23 protein-coding genes are annotated in these 21,546 nt (G+C 68.6%); 13 read left to right on the top strand and 10 right to left on the bottom strand.

The window, feature by feature from the left end; translation table 11 throughout:
- Positions 1-17: 17 nt before the first annotated feature.
- The 7 genes from ACIOHC_RS09605 to ACIOHC_RS09575 all read right to left on the bottom strand — a co-directional run bounded on the left by ACIOHC_RS09605 (position 18) and on the right by ACIOHC_RS09575 (position 6,771).
- Positions 18-1,568 carry an SCO6880 family protein gene (locus ACIOHC_RS09605; RefSeq protein ID WP_351081986.1) on the bottom strand — a complete coding sequence of 517 codons (1,551 nt, stop codon included), beginning with the start codon at positions 1,566-1,568 and terminating at the stop codon, positions 18-20.
- Entirely contained in the window at positions 1,565-2,923 is a 1,359-nt protein-coding gene (locus ACIOHC_RS09600; RefSeq protein ID WP_401842167.1) for a hypothetical protein, read from the bottom strand. The genes ACIOHC_RS09605 and ACIOHC_RS09600 overlap by 4 nt, the downstream gene beginning before the upstream one ends.
- Positions 2,913-3,785: a hypothetical protein gene (locus ACIOHC_RS09595; RefSeq protein WP_401842164.1), complete on the bottom strand. Its 873-nt coding sequence runs from the start codon at positions 3,783-3,785 to the stop codon at positions 2,913-2,915. The genes ACIOHC_RS09600 and ACIOHC_RS09595 overlap by 11 nt, the downstream gene beginning before the upstream one ends.
- Positions 3,786-3,965: 180 nt before the next feature.
- Complete coding sequence (locus ACIOHC_RS09590) at positions 3,966-4,274, bottom strand: hypothetical protein (RefSeq protein WP_018101695.1); 309 nt, start codon at positions 4,272-4,274, stop codon at positions 3,966-3,968.
- Positions 4,275-4,559: 285 nt separating this feature from the next.
- On the bottom strand, positions 4,560-5,186 hold the full coding sequence (locus ACIOHC_RS09585) for a DUF402 domain-containing protein (RefSeq protein ID WP_351081980.1): 627 nt from the start codon (positions 5,184-5,186) through the stop codon (positions 4,560-4,562).
- Positions 5,187-5,716: 530 nt separating this feature from the next.
- The gene (locus tag ACIOHC_RS09580; protein ID WP_351081978.1) at positions 5,717-5,908 is read right to left on the bottom strand and encodes a DUF397 domain-containing protein; all 192 of its coding nucleotides are present in this window, start codon (positions 5,906-5,908) and stop codon (positions 5,717-5,719) included.
- 11 nt (positions 5,909-5,919) lie between these two features.
- Positions 5,920-6,771 (bottom strand): helix-turn-helix transcriptional regulator, encoded by an 852-nt coding sequence (locus ACIOHC_RS09575; RefSeq protein WP_351081976.1) that lies wholly within the window; start codon positions 6,769-6,771, stop codon positions 5,920-5,922.
- A gap of 196 nt (positions 6,772-6,967) precedes the next feature.
- On the opposite strand from ACIOHC_RS09575, the gene ACIOHC_RS09570 reads away from it, so the two are divergent.
- The 10 genes from ACIOHC_RS09570 to ACIOHC_RS09525 all read left to right on the top strand — a co-directional run bounded on the left by ACIOHC_RS09570 (position 6,968) and on the right by ACIOHC_RS09525 (position 16,906).
- Complete coding sequence (locus ACIOHC_RS09570) at positions 6,968-7,408, top strand: ATP-binding protein (RefSeq protein WP_365692955.1); 441 nt, start codon at positions 6,968-6,970, stop codon at positions 7,406-7,408.
- A gap of 114 nt (positions 7,409-7,522) precedes the next feature.
- The gene (locus tag ACIOHC_RS09565) at positions 7,523-7,894 is read left to right on the top strand and encodes a DUF1801 domain-containing protein (protein WP_365692957.1); all 372 of its coding nucleotides are present in this window, start codon (positions 7,523-7,525) and stop codon (positions 7,892-7,894) included.
- A gap of 73 nt (positions 7,895-7,967) precedes the next feature.
- A complete protein-coding gene (locus tag ACIOHC_RS09560; RefSeq protein ID WP_365692959.1) occupies positions 7,968-8,591 on the top strand; it encodes a GNAT family N-acetyltransferase in 624 nt (207 codons plus the stop codon).
- A gap of 179 nt (positions 8,592-8,770) precedes the next feature.
- A complete protein-coding gene (locus tag ACIOHC_RS09555; RefSeq protein WP_401842159.1) occupies positions 8,771-9,163 on the top strand; it encodes a hypothetical protein in 393 nt (130 codons plus the stop codon).
- Entirely contained in the window at positions 9,160-10,950 is a 1,791-nt protein-coding gene (locus ACIOHC_RS09550; RefSeq protein ID WP_401842157.1) for an alpha/beta hydrolase, read from the top strand. Before ACIOHC_RS09555 ends, ACIOHC_RS09550 begins: the two co-directional genes overlap by 4 nt.
- Before the next feature lie 41 nt (positions 10,951-10,991).
- Positions 10,992-11,507, top strand: a complete 516-nt coding sequence (locus ACIOHC_RS09545; RefSeq protein ID WP_401842197.1) for a hypothetical protein — start codon at positions 10,992-10,994, stop codon at positions 11,505-11,507.
- Between the two features lie 286 nt (positions 11,508-11,793).
- Positions 11,794-14,121: an alpha/beta hydrolase gene (locus ACIOHC_RS09540; RefSeq protein WP_401842154.1), complete on the top strand. Its 2,328-nt coding sequence runs from the start codon at positions 11,794-11,796 to the stop codon at positions 14,119-14,121.
- Positions 14,118-14,714 carry a hypothetical protein gene (locus tag ACIOHC_RS09535; RefSeq protein ID WP_351081964.1) on the top strand — a complete coding sequence of 199 codons (597 nt, stop codon included), beginning with the start codon at positions 14,118-14,120 and terminating at the stop codon, positions 14,712-14,714. Before ACIOHC_RS09540 ends, ACIOHC_RS09535 begins: the two co-directional genes overlap by 4 nt.
- A gap of 111 nt (positions 14,715-14,825) precedes the next feature.
- Positions 14,826-15,848 (top strand): bifunctional lytic transglycosylase/C40 family peptidase, encoded by a 1,023-nt coding sequence (locus ACIOHC_RS09530; protein WP_351081962.1) that lies wholly within the window; start codon positions 14,826-14,828, stop codon positions 15,846-15,848.
- 329 nt (positions 15,849-16,177) lie between these two features.
- The gene (locus tag ACIOHC_RS09525; RefSeq protein ID WP_351081960.1) at positions 16,178-16,906 is read left to right on the top strand and encodes a phosphatase PAP2 family protein; all 729 of its coding nucleotides are present in this window, start codon (positions 16,178-16,180) and stop codon (positions 16,904-16,906) included.
- A 120-nt stretch (positions 16,907-17,026) separates the two neighbouring features.
- Here ACIOHC_RS09525 and ACIOHC_RS09520 read toward each other — a convergent pair whose 3' ends face one another.
- Both ACIOHC_RS09520 and ACIOHC_RS09515 read right to left on the bottom strand, forming a co-directional pair.
- Entirely contained in the window at positions 17,027-18,643 is a 1,617-nt protein-coding gene (locus ACIOHC_RS09520) for an FAD-binding oxidoreductase (RefSeq protein ID WP_365692966.1), read from the bottom strand.
- Between the two features lie 124 nt (positions 18,644-18,767).
- Positions 18,768-18,956: a hypothetical protein gene (locus ACIOHC_RS09515; RefSeq protein ID WP_351081956.1), complete on the bottom strand. Its 189-nt coding sequence runs from the start codon at positions 18,954-18,956 to the stop codon at positions 18,768-18,770.
- Positions 18,957-19,089: 133 nt separating this feature from the next.
- On the opposite strand from ACIOHC_RS09515, the gene ACIOHC_RS09510 reads away from it, so the two are divergent.
- Entirely contained in the window at positions 19,090-20,043 is a 954-nt protein-coding gene (locus tag ACIOHC_RS09510; RefSeq protein ID WP_351081955.1) for a hypothetical protein, read from the top strand.
- A 98-nt stretch (positions 20,044-20,141) separates the two neighbouring features.
- Complete coding sequence (locus tag ACIOHC_RS09505; RefSeq protein WP_351081997.1) at positions 20,142-20,336, top strand: hypothetical protein; 195 nt, start codon at positions 20,142-20,144, stop codon at positions 20,334-20,336.
- A 15-nt stretch (positions 20,337-20,351) separates the two neighbouring features.
- Here the strand turns inward: ACIOHC_RS09505 and ACIOHC_RS09500 are convergent, their stop codons facing one another.
- Positions 20,352-20,720 carry a metal-sensitive transcriptional regulator gene (locus tag ACIOHC_RS09500; RefSeq protein ID WP_351081953.1) on the bottom strand — a complete coding sequence of 123 codons (369 nt, stop codon included), beginning with the start codon at positions 20,718-20,720 and terminating at the stop codon, positions 20,352-20,354.
- A 200-nt stretch (positions 20,721-20,920) separates the two neighbouring features.
- On the opposite strand from ACIOHC_RS09500, the gene ACIOHC_RS09495 reads away from it, so the two are divergent.
- The gene (locus ACIOHC_RS09495; protein WP_114245730.1) at positions 20,921-21,541 is read left to right on the top strand and encodes a DUF47 domain-containing protein; all 621 of its coding nucleotides are present in this window, start codon (positions 20,921-20,923) and stop codon (positions 21,539-21,541) included.
- The last annotated feature ends 5 nt before the right edge of the window (positions 21,542-21,546 follow it).

Below are 21,546 nucleotides of genomic sequence, written 5' to 3'. Positions count from 1 at the left end.
TCTCGGTCGTTCCGGGGTCAGCGACGGATGCCGGTGGCGAACGGCAGCGTGTTCACGAAGGCGCGATGGTGCTCGCGGTCGCACCACTCCAGCTTGAGATACGACTTGCCGGCCGAGGCCCGGATCGTCCGCTTGTCGCGGGCGAGGGACTCGGGCGAACGCGAGGACACGGTGATGTACCCCACCAGGTTCACTCCGGCCGCACCGCTCGCGAGGTCTTCACCCCGCTGGTCGAGTCGGCCGTGTGCGGCGATGTCGCGCGGGTCGACGGTGCGGTTCATCTTGGCCTGACGGCTGGCTTCCGCCTCGTCGTTGGTCTTCTCGGTGAGCATCCGCTCGATGGCGACCTCGGTGGGTTCGAGGTCCATGCAGACCGCGACCGTACGGATCACGTCGGGTGTGTGGACGAGGAGCGGGGCCAGGAAGTTGACGCCGACGGGTGTCATCGGCCATTCCTTCACCCAGGCCGTGGAGTGGCACCAGGGCGCGCGGGTGGCCGACTCGCGGGTCTTGGCCTGGAGGAACGTCGGCTCGACCGCGTCGAGTTCGGCCGGCCAGGCGTTGCGCTTGGTCATGGCCTGGATGTGGTCGATGGGGTGGTCGGGGTCGTACATGGAGTGCACGAGGGAGGCGAGCCGGCTCTGGCCGAGCGGCTGGCGCACCCGGATGTCGGCCTCGGCCAGGCGGGCGCAGATGTCGGTGAGTTCGCGCGCCATGACGACGGCGAGGCCCGCGTCCCGGTCGAGCTTGCGGCCGGCCTCGGGGCGGGCGGCGCGGGCCATGGCGTTGGCCTCGGCGGCCAGCTCGCGGGTGTAGTGCATGCAGGCGACGAGGTAGGCGCGGTGCTGCTCGCTGGAGGTGGAGACCATGGACTGGAGCTGGTCGTACGACTCCCGCAGCCAGCCCGGGGACGTGTGGTCGCCGCGCTGGGCGACGTCCTTGGCGTGGGCGTCGGGGTCGGCGGGGAGGGTACGGGCCAGCATCTGGATGCGGGTGACGAAGCCGTCGCCGTTGGCGACATGCTTCAGCAGCGTGCCGAACCGGTCGACGAGGGCTTCCTGGTCCTCGCTGTCGCGCAGGCCGACGCCGGGACCCTCGATCTCGATCGCGGCGGTGACGGTGCGGCGGTCGGCGTGCAGGAGTACGGCGATCTCGTCCGGTCCGAAGGGGGCGGCGAGCCAGTTGATCCGGCCGATGCCGGGGGGCGGGCCGATCTCGACCTCGCGCCCGTCGGCGCCGACGCCCGCCTCCATGGCGCCGGAGCGGTAGGTCGTACCGCGGCGCAGGGAGCGCTTGTAGCTGCGGTTGATCTCGAACCATTTGTAGAAGGTGCGGTGCTTGTACGGGAGGTACACGATCGCCAGGGCGAGGATGGGGAAGCCCACGAGCAGCACGATCCGCGGGCCCAGGTAGGGGACGGCCAGTCCGCTCATCATGCCGAGGAACGCACCGGCGATGATCAGCGCGATCTCGCCGGTCTCGCGGTTCTTGCCGACGATCGCGTTCGGCCGGGCGCGGCCGATGAGATACGTACGGCGGGGCGCGATCGTGTGGGACGGAGTCGTCAACGCCCTCCACCTCCCGTGCTGTTGTTACCTGAACTGCCTGATCCGCCACCTCGGGGGGAGCGGCTGCCATGGGGGGTGCCGGAGGCCGGTCCCGATCCGCTGCGGGGCGGAGGCGTGGCGGAGGGGACGGATCCGCCGCCGGAGCCCCGGGAGCTGTGCGCGGCGACGCCGCCACTGACCGCGTTGGCCGGACGGGCCCCGCCGCCGCTGCCGCTGTCGCCGCTGTTCTGGGCGCTGCGGCTGCTGTGGGTCTTGATGCCCTGGGAGACGAGGGCGGCCGGTGAGCTGATCATGGCGGCGGCCTGGGAGCCGTCGGTGGCCTGCTTGCGGTTGGTGCGGGCGCCCTGGATCTCGTCGCCGAAGCCGGGGACGAACCGGTAGATCATCGCGGAGGCGAAGATCGCGAGCAGGATGATGGCGAGGCCGGACACGACGGCGGAGAACGCGTTCGGCCCGTCGTCCTGGGAGAGCGCGCCGGCCAGCCCGAGCACCACGACGATGACCGGCTTGACCATGATCACCGCGATCATGATGCCTGCCCAGCGGCGGACGTGGCCCCACATGTTCTTGTCGACGAGCCCCGCGTAGACGACGGTGCCGAGGAGGGCGCCGACGTAGAGCAGGGCGGCGCGGATGACGAGCTCCAGCCAGAGGATTCCGGCAGCGAGGATCGAGACCAGCGAGACGACGATCAGCATGATCGGTCCGCCGCCGATGTCGGAGCCCTTCTTGAGAGCTTTGGCGAACGATCCGAAGAAGACGTCCGTCTGCCCGCCGGAGGACGTGGCGATGATCTCGGTGACCCCGTCGGTCGCGGAGACGACCGTGTAGAGGATCAGCGGGGTGAACGCCGAGGCGAGGACCGTCAGCCAGAGGAACCCGACGGCCTCGGAGATCGCGGTGGTCAGCGGTACGCCGCGGATGGCGCGCTTGGCCACGGCGAGCAGCCACAGGACGAGGGTGAGGACGGTGGAGGCGGCGAAGACGATCGCGTACTGCTGGAGGAACTTGGTGTTCGTGAAGTCGACGTTGGCGGTGCTCTTCACCGCGTCGCTGAGCTTGTCGACGATCCACGCGGCGGCGTCGGCGCAGCCGCGGGCGAGGGAGGAGAGGGGGTCGAGGGAGTTGTCGGGGCTGCTGGGGACGTTGGAGGGGGCGCCTGCGTCGCCCTTTTCGCAGTAGTCCCTGGCGGGGCCGTGAATGAGGTCGCAAGCGTTGTTGCTCTGGCCCGGACTGGGGGTCGGCGAAGGAGCAGCGGCAACCTTGGTGGCCAGGAGAACGGCGTGTACCTGTACCGCTGCCAACAGAGCCACGACGGACGACGTGCGGCGACGTGAACCAGGACTACCGGGCATAGGTGAACCCCCCGAACCCATTGACCGCACCGGCGATCTCGTCAGCACTGGAAGCCCGTGTGTCGCCCCCCACTGGTGCGGGACCGTCCTTCTGCGAGTGAGTAACAGCCTTCCAATCGCCATTGACCCACTGCAGTTCCATGGTGATGGTGAACCAGCCGTCGGATACCGGCTTGGTCGAACCCTCGCCCGCCAGGCCAATCAGCCCGGAGCACCAGACCTCCACCGTGGCCTGGTCAGCGGAGCTCTTCATGACCTTGGTGCCGATAGGAGTGGTGCGCGAGATGAAAGTGAAGCCAGCAGGAGTCGAGCCATCATCGTTGAGACCCAGGTTCTTGAAGAGCCCTGCGGAGTAGGCCTCGTCGAGCGTTGAGCGAAATCCGTTCACAGCGGAGGGGGCAATGACGGCGTTGAGGATGCTGTCCCGTTTTGTCTTGTCGAACATCTCGGCTGAGCCGAGCGCCACGGAGTAGTTCGCGGCCGCGCTCTGCGCCCCCTGCTCGTCATGGGCGAACCCCGACGGAATCGAACCGTTCTTCCCCGTCACCGGCTTCGTCCCCGTGGCCGCCGTGGACGACGAGTCAGGCTTGGTACCGGAGCTTCCCGACCGACCGTTGTTGCCGCCTCCTCCGCCTCCGCCCATGTTCGCGAACGCGATAGCCGCGATCAGGAGGACGACCACGCCGACCACCGTGACGAGGGAACGGGAGCTGCGGGCGGGACGGCGGGGGGTGCCGTAGCCGTCGCCGCCCTCGCCGTCAGGAAGGCGGGTACGGGTCTGGCGCGTACCGCCGATGGTGCTGTAGCCATCGTCCGTACGGCTCGGACCGCTGCCGTAGCCTCTCTCGTCGCCGGGACTCATGCCGCGTACTCCCCCTCAACCGTTTCCTGAACCGGGTAGTACGACGGTAGCCGTGCGGGTTCCCGCGCGGGCGCGGTGTGGTGACTCGACATCAGGGAGACGCAACCTCTGCCGGTGGGCACGACGGACGGATGGTGTGGGGATGGGCTGGAGTGGCCCCTGGTGTGGAATGACAGCCGGTCAGACGGCCATCCCGTAGACGATGGTGAACAGGGTTCCCAGGGATCCGATGATGAACACACCGGTCAGACCGGCAACGATCAGCCCCTTGCCCTGCTCCGCGCTGAACGTGTCGCGCAGTGCCGTGGCGCCGATGCGCTGCTTTGCCGCGCCCCAGACCGCGATGCCGAGGCAGAGCAGGATGGCAATGGCCATCACGACCTCGATCATTACGCGGGCCTCGTTGCCCAAGGTCCCGAACGGTCCCCAGTTCGGGGCGATTCCGCCGATGATGGTGGTGATGTCGCCCTTTTCAGCTGCCAGGATCATGTAAGTCACCGCCCCTGTTGGGTAGTTCATTGCCCCTGCCACACGACACGGGTCGCTCTCTATCTTCGCTGATGAAACTGCTCTCGTACGACGGCTTGGCGGCTCTCTTTACCCGGATCTCGTACGTTTGACCGGTCTGACCGCCCTGACCTGCGGATCGAATCGGAGTATGACCGAATACGTATGGTTACTCTGTGTATCACGGAGGGTGACCTCGGGCAATGAAGGCCATTCCGCCACCCTGGCCGAGACCTTCGCGCAGGGCCTGGCCGGCGCCCGGCCGGGTCAGAGCAGGGGGTGGCGCGGGACGGGTGGCCGGGGTGGTGTCCTCCAGTTCGGCGGCGGCCGGAAATCGCACCAGGTGCCGTCGAAGGGAAACGTTCCGGCTTCGGCGAGCCGTACGACCGAGTCGCCCTCGCTCCGGATGGCCGATGCCTCGTCGGCCGACCAGTAGGCCGGGTCACCGGTCTTCTCGGCGAAGGACTGCTCGTCCTTCCACCGCCAGCTCCGGTCCGGCGCCACGTTGATGTCCAGTTCGTGGTCGGTGATGTCGATGTCGTCACCGTGGTGGACCCGGCGCTCCAGATTTACGTACCAGCCACGGAACTTCTGTCTGCGGCCGAAGAGCCAGAGAACGGAGTGCGAGGCGCCGGTGGGCTGGTAGAAGAGCGCGTTGCCCATCGGCCACCGGCCGGCGACCACGGGGTAGCCGTCGGCCGGGCGGTCGCGAGGGGCGATGTCCCGTAAATGCGCTCCGTGCGGAAGCTTCGTACGCCACATCGGTGTGCCGGCCTCCATCCACACCAGCTGCCCCGCTTCGGTGCGCTCGACGAGGCGTACGGGCACCGAGGCGCTCAGGTGTCCGCCGATGAAGAAGTTCCAGCGGAGTATCCGGCCCGGGTCGTCGTTCATATTGTCGATCATGCCCGGGGCGCGATGGGTGGACACGTGATCAGAGAATCGGTTCGGCGTGCCGCTGTGCGCGGCCGGGCATGCCGGGAGCGCCGCTCATGTGACTGAAACGGCCTGACTGGTGTGTATTGGTGTTATCTGGCGAGTCGTCCATGGGCCGAAGGGCCCATGCCGTGCCTGCACCCCTCCGCGCAACAGGGCGGCGAACTCGCGGGGCGGTGGACAGTCGCGTCCGGGGTGTGCCTCGGCAAGGCAGGCCGGCAGCTCGATCCCGTACTGGTCGCGGTAGGTCTTGGGGTACGCGGCGAGCAGCAGATGGTTCATATGGATGGGGGGTGCTCGCTGCCCTCCTGCTCCGTCCCGGGCATCGATCGCCGGATCGGTACGGTCGGGGGCCTGAAGCCTCAAAGGTCCCGTTGCTCTCGGCGGGCAGGGGCGGGGTCGGTGATCAGTGCCGGGTCTTGATCCAGGGGCCGGGGCCCTCCTCGTCCTCGGGGGCGGCGCGGAACTGGATGAGGTCGGCGGGGACGTCAGCCATGGGCGCGGTTCTCCTTGATGGTGCGTACGAGGGCGGCCCACGCGGCCGGTGTGGTGCGGAGTGTCGCCCCGGTGGGGTCGCCGCTTTCGGTGAGCTGGACGGTGCCGGGGGCGGGGGCGGCTATGTGTACGCAGGAGTTTCCCTGTGCGCAGTAGGACGACTTCTGCCAGGCGGGAGCGGGCATCGTGGGTTCCTTCACAGGTCGCGGGCGATGTTGTGGATGAAATCCCTGGACTCTTCCCGGGCCAGCGCGGTGGCTTCCATGCGGCCGAGCAGAACGCGGTACTTCTTCAACTGGGCCTCGGCGTCGAGGAAGACGGGGCCGTGGGACTGGTCCAGGTTGACGGTGTCGAGCTGGGGAACCGGGCCGAGGAAGTAGTAGATCGACTGACCCGACCCGGCAAGGACTCCGGCGGAGAAAGGGATGACCCGGAGGGTGATGTGGTCGCGTTCGCCCATGTCGAGGAGGTGCTGGAGTTGCTTGCGGGTCACCTTCGGGCCACCGAACTGCATCCGCAGGGCGGCCTCGTGGACCACGGCCTCGTGCGGTGTCGGCGATTCCCGGAACAGCACGGCCTGCCGTTTGATACGGAACGAGATGCGGTGCTCGATGTCGGGAGGTGACAGCGCGGGAACATCCTGGCGGAAGATCTCGCGCGCGTATTCCGCGGTCTGGAAGAGGCCGGGGACATGAACGGTGACCGCTGTCCGCAGCCCGTGGGCGTGGTGCTCGATTTCAGCCAGGTCGAGGAGCGGCGCGGGCAGGGTCCCGCGGTACTCCTCCCACCAGCCGCGCGAGCGGTCACCCGTCATGGCGGCCAGGGCGTTGACCAACTCGTGGTCCGAGCAGTCGTAGTGGCAGGACAGGGTGCGCACCCGTTCGGCGCTGACGCCGTAGCGGCCGGCTTCGATGTTGCTGATGCGTGCCTGGTTGCCGCCGAGGAGCCTCGCGGCCTCGGTCGCGGTGATCCCGGCGCGCTCACGCAACTTGCGGAGTTCGGCGCCCAGTCGTTGGCGGCGGGCTGTTGGTGTGGCGCTGGATGACATCACTCGCTCCCCGGCTTGGTCACCCACACGAGGGTATCTGTCATGTAATTCATGAAGTTCATGGAATGCATTACATGTTTCGTTCTACTGTCGGGCTCAGGCCACCCGCCCGGAAGTACCCCGCTCGACGGAGCGGCCTCGTCACCGGGCACATCGAAGCGCACCCTCCAACTCTCCTCCGTGATCGGAGACTTCCATGGTCAGTGCCACGGTATCCCCGCCCTGGGCGTACACCCTCCAACTCCCGCAGGATCCCCGCGCCCCGGGCGTGGCCCGCTCCACCCTGCGCACCGTCCTGTGCGTGCACGGCATGCGCGAACTCACGGAGATCGCCGAACTGTTGGCGAGCGAGCTGGTCACCAACGCGTACTTGTACTCCTCGGGGGCATACTCCCTGCGCCTGCGCGACGCCGGGCGCAGCCGCGTCCGGCTGAGCGTGTGGGACACCAACCCGCACATCCCCGCCCCCTTCCGATGGAGTGCCGAAGCACCGGAGGAACTCGCTGAACGCGGACGCGGGCTCTACCTCGTCACCCTCTACGCGGAGAGCTGGGGCGCCCACCCCATGGGGACCGGACTGCCGGGGCAGGGCGGAAAACTGCTCTGGGTGGAATGCGCAGCCAAGGGGGACGGGTAGGGCCTCCCGTTCGGATCAGGCCGGGCTCGCGTACCCCGGCGCGATCCGAACGAAAGCCGCCCGGCCGGCGTCCGGCCGGGCGACAGACATGCGGGGCGGGCATAGCCTCGTCGCATGGTGCGGAGCGAGGCGAAGGACGTGGCCGGGTATCTGACCGAGGTGCCCGAGGAGCGCAGGGGCGCCCTGGAGAGGCTGCGGGGGCTGTGCCGGATGGAGCTCGCCGGTTTCGACGAGGTCATGGCGTACGGAATGCCCGCGTACGAGCGGGACGGCGCCGTCGTGATCGCGTTCGCCGCCCAGAAGCAGTACATCTCCTTCTACTTGATGCGCGGTGACGTGCGTGAGGCGTTCGCGGAGCGGCTGGCCGGACAGGACATGGGGAAGGGTTGCCTGCGCTTCCGCAAGGCGGAGGCCATCGACTACGACCTGGTGCGGGACCTGCTCCGGGCGACGGCCACGGCGTCGGGGCCGGGCGAGGTCTGCTGAGTGGAGCCGCCCCGCCCGTGACCGGCGGAAATTCGCTGGTGGTGGGGCGGGAGGGGCACGTAGGTAAGGGGGTATGAATGCCTCCACGTCCATACCGCCGGCTGCCGATCGACGGACTTTTGTCCGCGCCACGCTCGACCTGGGGGACCTGCTGCTGCGCCCCTGGAGCCGGGAGGGTGCCGATCTGGAGGCGATGCTGGACGGGCTGGTCACCGCCGCCGCGGACCCGTTGATCGCCCGCTGGAACCCCTTCCCGGCAGCCGATCGCGCCGAGGCCATGGCGCGGCTGGAGCTGCGCGAGGGCGGCTGGGACCGTGGCGATGCCGCCGACTTCGCCGTACTGGGCGTGACCGACGGCGCGGTCCTGGGCGCCGTCGGACTGCGCTGGGACGACCGCGCGGACGGCCTCGCGATGATCGGCTACTGGACGCTCCCGGCTGCCCGCGGACGGAACGTGGCCACCAGGGCGACGTCGGCGGTGACCGACTGGGCCTTCAGCACCGCCGATGCCCGCCGGATCGAGATCGCCCACGCCATCGGCAACGAGGCCTCCTGCCGGGTGGCCCACCGCTGCGGCTTCCTTCTTGAGGGAACGCTGCGCCAGTCCTACCGCTACGGCGACGGGGCGTACCACGACGAGCATCTGCACGCCCGTCTGGCAACCGACCCGGTGCCGGCCGACCGCGTGACGGCCTGAGCGGCGCGTACGGACCGAGTCGTCGGCCGGGCACCCCGGGGATAGCCCGTTCGGGTGAACCGTGGGTCGTGATGTGCCGGGCCCTGCGCGGGTACGACGCCTTGAGGCACGAGTGGGCGCGGCGTGTCGCCCGCACGGGATTTGGCACAGTGCCGCTCCACGACCAAGGACGGAGCGGGGTGACCGGAGTGACGGTGGTGGGACGGCCGGGAGGTCGTCAGCGGCTGAGCGATCTGGCGGGGCTGAAGAGTGGTGGCGACGGGGACGTACTGAAGCACAGCGACGGTCCCTGGCTCCGAGCGGCCGGTGGTGCGGAAGCGATGCGCACGCACCTCGGCCCGGTGAAGACGGAACTGGAGACCGCGCACGAGGGGCTGCTCGCGGGGACCGCCGGGCTGACCGCGCTGGCGGAACTGGGTGCCGTGCGGGAATCGTGGGAGCGACGGTTCGAGGCCGCGCGGGGTGAGTGCGGGGCCCTGGCCGGGAAGCTGCGGGCTGTCGCCAGGGCCCAGGGGGAGACGAACGAAACCGTGAAGGCGTCGTTCGCGCCGGTGGCGGGCGGACCGCGATGACTCTCACCTGGACACAGTTACGCGACCTGAAGTGTGGCGAACTGGAGGGCGCGGCCGACGGGTGGGGCAGGGCGAGCAACCGTGCCGACGCGGGCCGGGACCGGATCGAGACGCAGATGCTGAACGGGTTGCGTAGTACGCAGCACGGCGAGGCGGCGAACGCGGCGGTCGGCCGGCTACGGCAGTTGAGCAGCAACCTGCAGTACGTCTACACGGAGTGCGGGCTGCTCCGTACGACGCTGAACAGCATGGCCCACGAACTGCGCGCCCAGCAGCGGGCGTTGCGCGACGCTCTGGACGACGCCGATTCCCTGAAGCTCACCGTCCACGTGGACGGTTCGGTGACGTACCCGGCGGCGGGCGAGGCCCTGATCGACGGCAGGCCGTTGCCGGGCGGTACGGCGTCGGCCGACGCGGCGCCGGGCCTCTTGCCGTCCGCGGGCCTGGTGGCGCCCAACCCGAACGCGGCAAAGGCACAGGACATCGCGGACCGGGTGGCGAAGGCTGTGCGGACGGCGGCCGAGATCGACTGGCGGTACGCCCGCATTCTGCGTCGGCTGAAGGCCGAGGAGGGCCTGAAGGTCCCCGACGCCACGTGGACCGACGCGGCGGGCGACGCGGCCGCGGTGCGGGGCGCGGCGCGCGGCTACCTGAAGGACGGCATCCCCCTCGACGCGTCACCGGCCGAGCGGAAGGCATGGTGGGCCGCCCTGACGGACGAACAGCGTGAGGAATACCTGGCGGTGTACCCGGACCAGATCGGCAACTTGGACGGCATTCCGGCTTTGGTGCGGGACGCGGCGAACCGGGACAACCTGCAGCTGCTGATGGGGAAGCTGGAGGGGCGGGACGACGCGAAATCGGAGACGCAGCTTGCGGGACTCCGGGAGATCGACCGGCAGTTGCGGGAGGGGCGGCAGCCGCCGATGTTTCTGCTCGGCATCGGGGATGAGGGGAACGGGCGGGCGATCGTCTCGTTCGGGAATCCGGACACGTCCAGGAATGTGTCGGCGTATGTGCCGGGACTCGGGACAGCTCTTGACGAGGATTTTGCACGGGATGACCTGAAAAGGGCTCGTGATACGGCACTTGGCGCTCGAAAGTACGACGCGTCTAGTGCTGCGATCGTCTGGCTCGGGTATGACGCACCGCAACAGCCGATTGACGACCCGCTGGGAGGTTTGGCTGTGATGGGTGATGAGAGGGCAGAGAAAGGCGGTCTAGCGTACGGGAAGTTTATGCGTGGGCTGGAGGTTACGAACCTGAACGACGAGCCACATCTGACTGCTATCGGGCACTCTTACGGGTCGCGCACGGTGGGAGCGGCGACGCAGCACGATGGTGGAATTCCAGGGGTTGATGACATCATTTTGGTCGGAAGTCCTGGCGTCGGTGTTGACCACGCTAGTGATCTCGGTGTGGGAAAGGATCACGTGTTTGTTGGTGCCGCCGACAACGACATCGTCACCAAGCTTCCTTCCAAGCGGCAATCTCTCGTCGGTGTCGTGGGAACGATTGCTGCTGGCCCAGTGGTTGGCTACGCGGCCGGAGATATTGCTGACCAGAGGGATGACGACCTCTGGTTCGGCAAGGACCCGGCGAGCGAAGCGTTCGGGGCAAGGCGTTTTCCCGTTGATGCCGGGCCGCGACTGATCAACCGTCACGGGTTCAGTCTGGAAGCACACTCTCGCTACTTCGATCCTGGCAGGGACGCCATGTCTGCCGACAGTATTGCTCTGATCGCATCAGGCCATTCGAGGAGAATCAAGGTAGAGGGGCATCGGTGAAGCGAATTGCTGCGGTGTTGACGGCTGTCATCCTTGCGAACATGGCATTGTCTGGTTGTTTAAGTGGCGGACTGCCGCTGTCTGGAGTGGGTCGGCTCGATATGGATATGCAAGATGCAGCGGAACGTTCTGATGAAATCCTGGATGCCGTGTTTGAAGAGATTCGGCCTGAAGTTCAGTGGGCTCATGGTCAGACAACTACTGGTAGCTGCGATGTGACTCGAAGGCGCACGGTCATGACTATTGTGTCGAAGGAGCGGAGGGGGAGCTTCCTGGGTCTCATCGATCGGTCCTGGCGGAAGAGCGAATATCGAATCAAGGCGATCAATAATGATGCTGAATTTCCGGCGATCTACGCACAAACCAAGGACGGTTTTGGTGTCAGCCTCAGTATCGGTGGCAAAGGCCAAGCCTTCTTCGAGGTGGACAGCCCCTGCGTGAATGAGTCCGAGGTGAAAGATCCAACCACGCCACCCAACGGCCCTGCGTACGAAGGCGTCTACCCCCTTCCCCGCCCCAACGTCCGCTCGGACTTCTGGTCCGCCGGGGCGCCCTGATGTCACGTCTCCGCCACCAATGACCCATATCAAGCCGGTCGGTGGCGGAAAGAGATAGGCCGATCACCTGGGACTTTGAGTCCTGCATTGGGCCCTGGGGCCCATGCCGCGCCCAGTGTTGGTGTGGTCGCATACAGAGACCGGGGGAACTGTCGCTGCGCCCACTCACAAAGCTGGGAGATTCGCCGTGTCTGGCATACGAGAATTAGCGGTTCCAGGTGGTGCCGACACGAGTGCCGCCGAGGTCCGTCCAGGCAGGCAGTCGTTGTCGCGCCCTCTGCAGGCGGTGCTGATTCTCGTCCGACTGCTCTTCGTCGTCACCGTCGTTGGTGTGATCGACGCGTTGGTCGTGGCATCGTCTGTCGACGCCGTGGACGGACGGCTGTTGGGCATGTTGCTGTACGCGGCGCTGCCCGGGGTCACAGGGTTCGTGCTGTCGCTGTACATGCGTACCGGTGGCGTCTGGATCTGGCGCGGGCTCCTCGCCGTACATGCTTGGCTCATCCTCGGCGCCCTGGCGACGCTGGGCGGGAGTACCGGTGGGCAGGGCGTGGCGCAACTGGTGATGCCGGTTGTCGTCGTCGTTCTGCTGCTGCGGCCCGGCTCTCGTGAATGGTTCGGGCTCAGCCCCGAACAGCGCGCCGAGCACCGCTCGTTCAGCATCGCGCGGATGATCAAGTGGCGTCGGGACGCCGGTCAGACCGCGATGGAGTACCTGGGCATGATCCTCGTGGTCGTGGCCCTCATCGGCGGGCTGGTGGCGACCGGGATCGGTGGCCAGCTCACCGGCGAGCTCCGGAACGCCATCTGCCAACTGACCGGAAGCGCCTGCCCGGCACCCCAGGTCGAGGTGGTGGCCGGCAAGGGCGAGGGCAAGGGCGGCGACGGCTCGACCGGCGGCGGATCCGATGCCGCCGGTGGTGCGGGCTCCGAGGGCTCGACCGTGACCGGGGGTACGGGGTCCGGCGGGTCGACGACGACGGGAGGGAATTCCGGGTCAGGAGGGAACGCCGCGTCGGGCGGTAACTCCGCGTCCGGTGGGTCCACCGCGTCCGGTGGGTCCGGATCCGGTGCCGGCGGCACGGAGGGCTCGGGCGGTGCAGGCGGCTCCACAGGCTCGACCGGCTCGGCCAACGGCGATTCTTCTTCGCAGGTCGACGCGGGTAGACAAAGCCCGAAGCCGAACACGTCCCGCCCCTCCGACGGCAACTTCGTCACCGGTGTCATCGGCAAGGACGGCCTGTGGGGCGACGTCAGCGGAGCCGTCGACACGGTCATCCACCCCGGCGACACCATCAAGGGCATCGCCGACCAGTACGCCCAGTCCGCCCGGGGCGCGAGCGACAAGTGGAACAAGGGCCAGTACATCCCCGCCGCCTGGGACATGACCAAGGCATCCGGTGGGGGCGGCGGCGCGGTGGCCGGGCTGCCCGGCTCCGGGTCGCGCGTCGAGGCGGCGGTGCGGGACGCCGAGCGCGACTACCTCAACGCCCGTATCCCGACCGACGCCACCGCTGCCCAGCGCAAGTCGTGGTGGGACGGGCTGACGCAGCAACAGCGCGACCAGTACCTCGAACTCTCACCGGACAAGATCGGCTATCTGGACGGCATCCCGGTGGCGGACAGGGACGCGGCCAACCGGAAGAACCTTCCGGACCTGATCTCGAAGCTGGAGGGGAAGACCGACTCCAAGTCGAAGAAGCAGCTGGCGGGGTTGCTGGAGATCGACCGGCAGCTTCAGGAGGGGAGCAAGCCGCCGATGTACCTCATCGGCATCAGTGACGAGGGCAACGGGAGGGCCATCGTCTCCTACGGCAACCCCGACACCTCGAAGAACGTGTCGGCCTACGTGCCGGGGCTGAACACTTCCCTCGACGAGGAGTTCGCGAAGAGCGGTCTCAAGCGGGCCCGTGACACGGCGATCGGTGCCCAGGGGTACGACCCGTCCACCGCGGCGATCGTCTGGCTCGGGTACGACGCCCCGCAGACGCCGGACGGGCTGCACAGCCTGGCGGTCGCGGGCACCGGACGGGCGGAGAAGGGCGGTGCGGCCTACAACGACTTCATGGGCGGCATCGTGGCCACCAACCAGAACAAGGATCCGCACATCACGGCCATCGGGCACTCCTACGGTTCCCGGACCGTGGGAGCCGCGACGCAGCGCGAAGGCGGCATACCGGGGGTGGACGACATCATCCTCGTCGGCAGTCCGGGGGTGGGCGTGGACCGCGCCGTGGACCTCGGCGTCGGCAGCGGGCACGTCTTCGTCGGAGCCGCTGCCAACGACCCGGTGACCAAGCTCCCGTCCAAGACACAGGTCGTCGTGGGCGCGGTGGGGATGATCCTGGGCGGTCCGGCCGGCGCGTACATCGCCGGAGACCTGGCCGATCCGGGCGACGACGACCTCTGGTTCGGCAAGGACCCGGCGAGCAAGGCCTTCGGTGCCCAGCGATTCCCGGTGGCCCCCGGCCAGCCCTTCATCAGTACCAGCGGGGTGAGTTTCGACGCGCACTCCAACTACTTCGATCCGGTACGAGACGCTATGTCGGCGGACAGCATCGCTCTGATCGTGTCGGGACACTCCGACAGGCTCAAGATGGAGGAACAGCGATGAAGCGAAGGTTCCAGACCGTCGCGGTGGCCCTGGCTTTCGGCTTCGCGCTGTCGGGCTGCGGCAACGACAGCGGGCAATCGAGCGGCAGCGCGAGCGCCGGGACCACGAAGAGCACCAAGAGCACCAAGGGGAGCAACATGAACATGCAGGAGGCCGCCGAACGGTCCGACGGCATGCTCGACGACGTACTGAAGGCGATCGACCCCGAGGTGCAGTGGGCGCACGGACCGACGACGACCGGCAGCTGCGATGTGACGCGCAGGCGCACCGTGATGACCGTCGTGTCGGCCGAGCGCCGGCAGAGCTTCCTGGACCAGGTCGAGAAGTTCTGGCGCGAGAGCGACTACCGGATCAAGGCCAAGAACAAGGACGAGGAGTTCCCGGCGATCTACGCGCAGACGAAGGCCGGTTTCGGTATCAGCGTGAGCTTCCGCGGCGGGGGACAGGCGTTCTTCGAGGCCGACAGCCCCTGTGTGAAGGAGTCGAAGGTCGCCGATTCCGCCTCCAAGCCCAACGGACCGGCGTACGAGGGGGTCTATCCCCTCCCGCGCCCCAACGTGCGCTCCGACTACTGGTCGGCCGGAGCGTCCTGATGGCCGCTCAGTGAGCCGGAGCGGCCTGTCGGTGACCCCGATGACCCGGTTGATTCGTACACACCCGCGAAAACGCCCATGAACCCCGCCCCGATGGGGGATGGTTGAGGGGTGCGGAAATTCTGGGTGGTCGGTGGCATCGGTGTCGGGATGGCCATGTGCTTCGTGGCGCTGCTCGTCGTCGGTACGTACTCCGCTGCAGCCGGACTCGTCAGCTCCGGCAGCAGCGGAGCCGTCGGGCTGGCGAAGGGGGCCGTACCGGCGAAGTACCAGCCATTGGTTCAGAAGTGGGGCAACCTCTGCCCCGCCATCAACCCGGCTCTCCTGGCGGCCCAGTTGTACCAGGAGAGCGGGTGGAACCCCCGGGCCGAGAGTCCCGCCGCCGCTCAGGGCATGGCCCAGTTCATCCCGAGCACCTGGGCCACTCACGGGATCGACGGCAACGGGGACGGGAAGCGGGACGTCTGGGATCCGGCCGACGCGATTCCGTCCGCCGCCTCGTACGACTGCGAACTGGCCGGGTACGTGAAGAAGGTGCCGGGCGACCAGACGGACAACATGCTGGCCGCGTACAACGCCGGCGCGTACCGGGTGATCAGCTCGGGCGGGGTTCCGAACATCTCCGAGACGCAGAACTACGTCACCATCATCCGGTCCCTGGAGAAGAGTTTCGCCCGGCCCGTCGGACGGGTGCAGCCCTCGCAGCAGGCGGCGGGGGCCATCTACTTCGCGCAGAAGAAGCTCGGTACGAAGTACCTGTGGGGCGGCAACGGCACGCCGGAGCAGGGCGGGCGCTTCGACTGTTCGGGGCTGACCCAGGCCGCCTACCGCACCGTGGACATCGAGCTGCCCCGGGTGGCGAACGACCAGTACAACGCCGGTCCGCATCCTTCGCGTGACGAGCTGCTCCCCGGCGACCTGGTGTTCTTCTCGGACGATCTGACCAACTCGCGGGCCATTCATCACGTGGGGCTGTACGTCGGCGGCGGATACATGATCAACGCGCCGTACACCGGGGCCGTGATCCGGTTCGACAAGATCGACACGCCCGACTACTTCGGCGCGACGCGCGTGACCAAGGACGGGGCGGCGGCCCTTCCGACCGACCTTCCGGCCGACCGTCCGGCGGCATGACGCGAGGGCGGCGGTGGCCGGAACTCTCCGTGAAGCCTGGGCCCTGAGCTGCGACGATGAGTCACTCTTCGATAACGTCATGGTGATCATTCGGTGGAGAGTGGAACGCACGCGCGGGGCACGTCGTTCCCTGGGGGGACCGGACGGACCGGGACGGCGCTGCACTGACCATGCCGCGCCGACCGGGGAAGCGCTCACGAGCGGAGCGGCCACGCCGTACCGATCCACGGGCAGGGATCCACGCAGTGATCGAACCGACACGGGGGTTCGTCAAAGCGGTGCACAGGAGTGTGCCCCGCGGCAGCAGACAAGGCAAGGGGCCGCAGCAGATGGCTGGACTCGCAGTGGATGGGTCGAACCCCGACGTCAGCCTGCTCTACGACATCAACGGGCTCGCGAAATCCGCTCCCACCTGGTTCGACCGGGTCATGGAGTTCGTCGGCGAGTACGGGATCATGCTCGGCATGGTCCTGGTGGTCCTGTGGTGCTGGTGGAGTGTGCGCCGGCGCGGCACGGCCGATGATTCGGTGACGGCGGTCGCCGGGATCGTCTGGGCGCCGCTCGCTGCCGGGATCGCGCTGCTCATCAACATTCCGATCCGCGGCTTCGTGGGGCGGCAGCGCCCGTTCCGGGACCACCCGGGACTGGATGTGCTGGTGGACGGGAAGAACGACTTCTCCTTCGTGAGCGACCACGCCACGATGGCGATGGCTCTGGCGGTCGGGCTCTTCGTGGTCAACCGGAAGTTCGGCATCGCCGCGATCGGCCTCGCCCTGCTGGAAGGCTTCTGCCGGGTCTACATGGGCGTCCACTACCCGACCGACGTCATCGGCGGATTCGCACTCGGTACGGCGGTCGCCCTGCTGCTCGCCCCGCTGGCGATGATGCTGCTGACCCCGTTGGCGGCGGCGGTCTCCCGTTCGGAGCGGCTCGGACGACTCGTCAGGTCGCGGCGTTCGCAGGTGTCGGCCGCAGCCGACGGGCGGGCCGGGGCGTTCGGGATCCCCGAGCCGCGGCCGGGTTCGGGCGGCGGCGGCGAGAAGGACCTGGCCGCGTAGCGCTCCGGCGGGGCGGCAGGTCCGCCGGCGGCGCGCGCCGCCCGTGACCACAGGTCGTCACCGGGCGCGCCGCCCGTGATCGGGGGTCCGTCAGCGGGGCGTGCCACCCGTGACCGCAGGTCAGAGAGCTTGCGGGAAGGCGAAGAGGCGCTCGGGGTCGTACTGCTTCTTCAGCTCGGTGAGCCGGTCGGCCGCCGAACCGTAGTAGGCCCGGCGCCAGTCGGTCAGCGTCGGGTCGCTGTAGTTCTGGTACGCCGCTCCGGACGCGTACCGGCGCATGGCCGCGTGGGTGTTTTTCAGCCAGTCCTGCTGGGCGCCGCCCGCGGTGCCGGGGCGCCAGGCACCGATGTACTGGGCGAGTACGCGGGAGCCGCGGTGGACGAAGGCCGTCGCCTGTGGGGAGACCCGGTTGATGGCCCCGCCGAGCGCGGTGAGCGCGATGGAGCCGCCGCCCCCGCCCTGGGTCACGGGAATCCGGGTGAATGCCTCGGCCCGGTCGAGCAGGGCGCTCACGCCCGCCGCGGGGAGGGGGCGGTCGTAGAAGTCGGACGCGGCGGCGTACGTCTCGCGCTGGAGTGTGCCCTGCGTGGTGCGGCCGGGCGTCGTGCCGGGCAGATGGCACTGGGCGTCGGTGATGCCCGAGCAGCCCGCGTACACCAGCATGGCCTCCTGGTAACTGCGGCGGCGCAGCGAGACGGAGGAGGCCGGGGCGCCGATCCGGTCGGCGAGGCGGTCGACGGCGTTCTGCAGGTCGCCGTACGTGCCGAGGCTGAACGCGGCCACCGAGACGTTCGGATTGCCGCCGCCCGGCCCCGCGGCGAGATGGGCGGAGGACCAGATCTCGTCGGGCTGGGACGGTCCCCACTCCTGCCAGGCGGTGACGACGGAGCGGGCGCGCGACCAGGGCCAGGACATGTACGCGGTGACGGTCTGCGGGACCGGGCGGGTACGGAACCTCAGCTCGGTGACCACGCCGAAGTTGCCGTTGCCCGCGCCGCGCAGCGCCCAGAAGAGGTCCGGGTGGTGCTCGGCGTCTACGGTGAGGGTCTTGCCGCCGGCTGTGACGACGGTCGCCGAGGTGAGGCTGTCGCAGGTCAGGCCGTATGCGCGGGATGCCACGCCGTGGCCGCCGCCGAGGGTGAGGCCGGAGATGCCGACGGTGGGGCAGGAGCCGCCGGGGATCGTCAGGCCGTGCCGGGCGAGGCCCTGGTAGACGTCGACGAGTTTGGCGCCCGCGCCGATCGTGCCGTTCCGCTCGACGCGGGACAGTGACGAGACGTCAAGGACGAGGCGGCCGTTCCCGCTCGACCAGCCGGCGTAGGAATGGCCGCCGCTGCGGATGGACACGGGGGTGTCGGTGCGGCGGGCGAAGGCCAGGCACTCGCGGATGTCCGCGTCGTGCCTGACATAGGCGACGGCGGCCGGCTTCAGGCCGTCGAAGCGGGTGTTGTACAGCTGACGCGCCGTCGGGTAGGCCGCGTCCTGGGGGCGTATGAGAGGGCCGTCGAGGCTCTTGGCCAGGGCGGTCCAGTTCGCCGGGCCGGAGGGGGACGGCTTCGACGGGACCGATGAGGCCGGTGAGCCGGGTGTGGTGCCGCCCGTGGTGCGCGGACCGCCTGTGGGGTCGCCGCCGGTGTCGGACGTGTTGTCGCACGCGGTGGCGGTGAAGCCGGTGAGTACCGCGGCGGCGCCTGCGGCGAGCAGGGTGCGGCGGTCGGTCGAGGGCGGCAGGTTCATCGGACCTCCGGGTCATGGCGTTCACGGCCGGTCGGTGGGGGGAGAGGCCGGGGGAGGGCGAGGGGCCCAGGAGAGGAACAAGGAGAGGACAGGAGCGAGCAGGGAAAGGGAGTCGGGGAAAGGTTCAGGGTGCCGCTCGGTGTTCCGCGGCGTCCGTGCGGGCCCGGTCCCGGGAGCGGCGGGCCGGCCCGGACCAGCCGCAGCTGCAGCGGGCGGTGCAGAACGAGCCGCGTTCCACGGTCATGGGCTCGTGCCCGTCGGAGGCGGGGGTGGGGGGAGCCTTCGGGACCTCGTCGGTGCGTTGGTCATACACCCGTCCACGGTACTGGGCACGGCCACCCGGCGGTGTGTCGTCGGGGAGCGGCGTGACGGCGGCCACGGGTCGTCGTTATGGGGAACGGATGGGGGGCTCGGGCAAGCGGTACGTCGTTGGGGGTTGGCAGGCGATGGTGGTGCAGCAGCACAGGTCCGGAGGCGGGGCGCGCGCTGTCTGCGCCCTTGCCTTGATGGGCGTGATGGCGGCGACCGCCGGATGCGGTGGCGGTGGTGGCGGCGGTGACCGTGCCATGGCCGATGAACGGGGTGGTGCCGACTCCCTCGACGCGGTCCGCGGCGCGGCCGCGGTGCTCGCGGGGACGTCGGCCGGGACGGGAACGGGGACGGTGACCGGAGGGGCCGCTCCCCGGGCCGGGGCCCCGTCCGTCGCGGGAAGCGCCGAGGTGCGTACGTCCATGGAGACCGCGGCGGGCGGGACACGGGTGACGATCAGGGGCCGGGGAACGTACGACTTCCGCAACCGGACGGGCCGGCTCACGGTTGTGCTGCCCAAGGACGCGGCCGGTGAGGACGAGCACCGTCCCATTGTCGAACTGCTGGCTCCCGGCGCGCTCTACATGATGAACCGCGGCGCCGGAGTGCCCGCCGACAAGTGGGTCAGGGTCGACACGACGACTCTGGCGGACGGCAATCTCGTCACCGGCGGTGTGACCGATCCGATGGCCGCCGCCGAACTGCTGCGTGGGGCGCGGGAGGTGGAGTACGTGGGGAGGACCGTGCTCGCCGGGGTGACCGTGCGGCACTACCGGGGGACCTCGGACATCGGCCGGGCGGCGCGTGAGGCCTCGCCTCAATCGCGCGGGACACTGACCGCGGCGGCGAAGGGGTTCCGCACGCACGCGGTGCCGTTCGATGCGTATCTGGACGAACAGGGACGGCTGCGCAAGGTGCGCCACCGGTTCAGTTTCGCCAACGAGGGGCCGGCGGTGGAGGTGGTGTCGACGACGCTGCTGTCCGGATTCGGCGTGCCGGTCTCCGTACGGCTGCCGGACGATCGCGACATCTACACCGGGAAGATCGAGCAGCGACAGTCGGGCGACGGACGGACGGGGTCGGGGGCGTAGGCATGCCGACGGGCGCGAAATGGTCCGTCCGTGCCATGCGCGGTGTGTGGTCCGCTCCCTACGCTGGGAAGTCGGCCAGGCAGTGAGAGGTGAGTGACGTGGTGACGCTCGGCACGCGGACCGTATCCGACCATGTGGCCCTCGCCGAGATCGATCTCTGCGGGGAACTGATGATCGCCGCGTCGGCCGCGATCGAGGAACGGCTCAGCGCGGACCGTATCGACGAGGTGCTGAACGTCCGGGTGATCAACGAGCGGAACACCGTCCCCCGGCAGGCCGACCACCGGGGGTGAGCGCGGGGCCCCGCATCAGGTGCGGAGCAGGCGTGCGATGGCCTTCGTGGCCTCCTCGACCTTGGCGTCGATCTCCTCGCCTCCCTTGACCGCCGCGTCGGCGACGCAGTGCCGAAGATGCTCCTCCAGCAGCTGGAGCGCGAAGGACTGGAGCGCCTTCGTGGACGCCGAGACCTGGGTGAGTATGTCGATGCAGTAGACGTCCTCGTCGACCATGCGCTGCAGGCCGCGGATCTGGCCCTCGATCCGGCGCAGCCGCTTGAGGTGCTCGGCCTTCTGGTGGTGATAGCCGTGTATACCCCGGTCGTGGTCGGTGACGACCGGCTCGGCGATCGGTTCCGTCGCCGCGGCGTCGGTGGTCCCGGCGGCCTCGGTGGTGGTCATTACTGCCTCCCGTTTTCCCTCTACTCTGCCGTTCATATACCCCTGGTGGGTATATTCTAACGAATTCTGCCGAACCGTGACCGGGGGCCCGTGCTGATCACCGGGCTCGATGCGCGACACTGAAGAATGCCGGTTAGCCGTGGCCGGATGATGCGCCTAGCATCAGCCTGACCGAATCCAAAGCACCCCGAGGACCCCACGTGCGCTTTCGTCTGACCCCCAGGGAGACGAGCTTCTATGACATGTTCTCCGCATCCGCGGACAACATCGTCACGGGCTCGAAACTCCTGATGGAACTGCTCGGGGCGGACTCTGCCTCCCGAGTCGAGATCGCGGAGCGCATGCGGGCAGCGGAGCACGCGGGGGACGATGCCACCCACGCGATCTTCCACCAGCTGAACTCCTCTTTCATTACGCCGTTCGACCGTGAGGACATTTACAACCTCGCTTCGTCGCTCGACGACATCATGGACTTCATGGAAGAGGCCGTCGACCTGGTCGTGCTGTACCAGGTCGAGGAACTCCCCAAGGGCGTCGCGCAGCAGATCGAGGTGCTGGCACGGGCGGCCGAGCTGACCGCCGAGGCGATGCCGGGTCTGCGCACCATGGACAATCTCACCGAGTACTGGATCGAGGTCAACCGCCTGGAGAACCAGGCCGACCAGATCCACCGCAAACTGCTCGCCCATCTCTTCAATGGCAAGTACGACGCCATGGAGGTGCTGAAGCTGAAGCAGATCGTGGACGTACTGGAAGAGGCGGCCGACGCGTTCGAGCACGTCGCCAACACGGTGGAGACCATCGCGGTCAAGGAGTCCTGAACCAC

It is taken from the genome of Streptomyces sp. NPDC088252, assembly GCF_044740965.1.
Lineage (GTDB): Bacteria > Actinomycetota > Actinomycetes > Streptomycetales > Streptomycetaceae > Streptomyces.
Note: the sequence above shows the minus strand (reverse complement) of the source record. Positions and strands in the feature narration are given on the sequence as shown.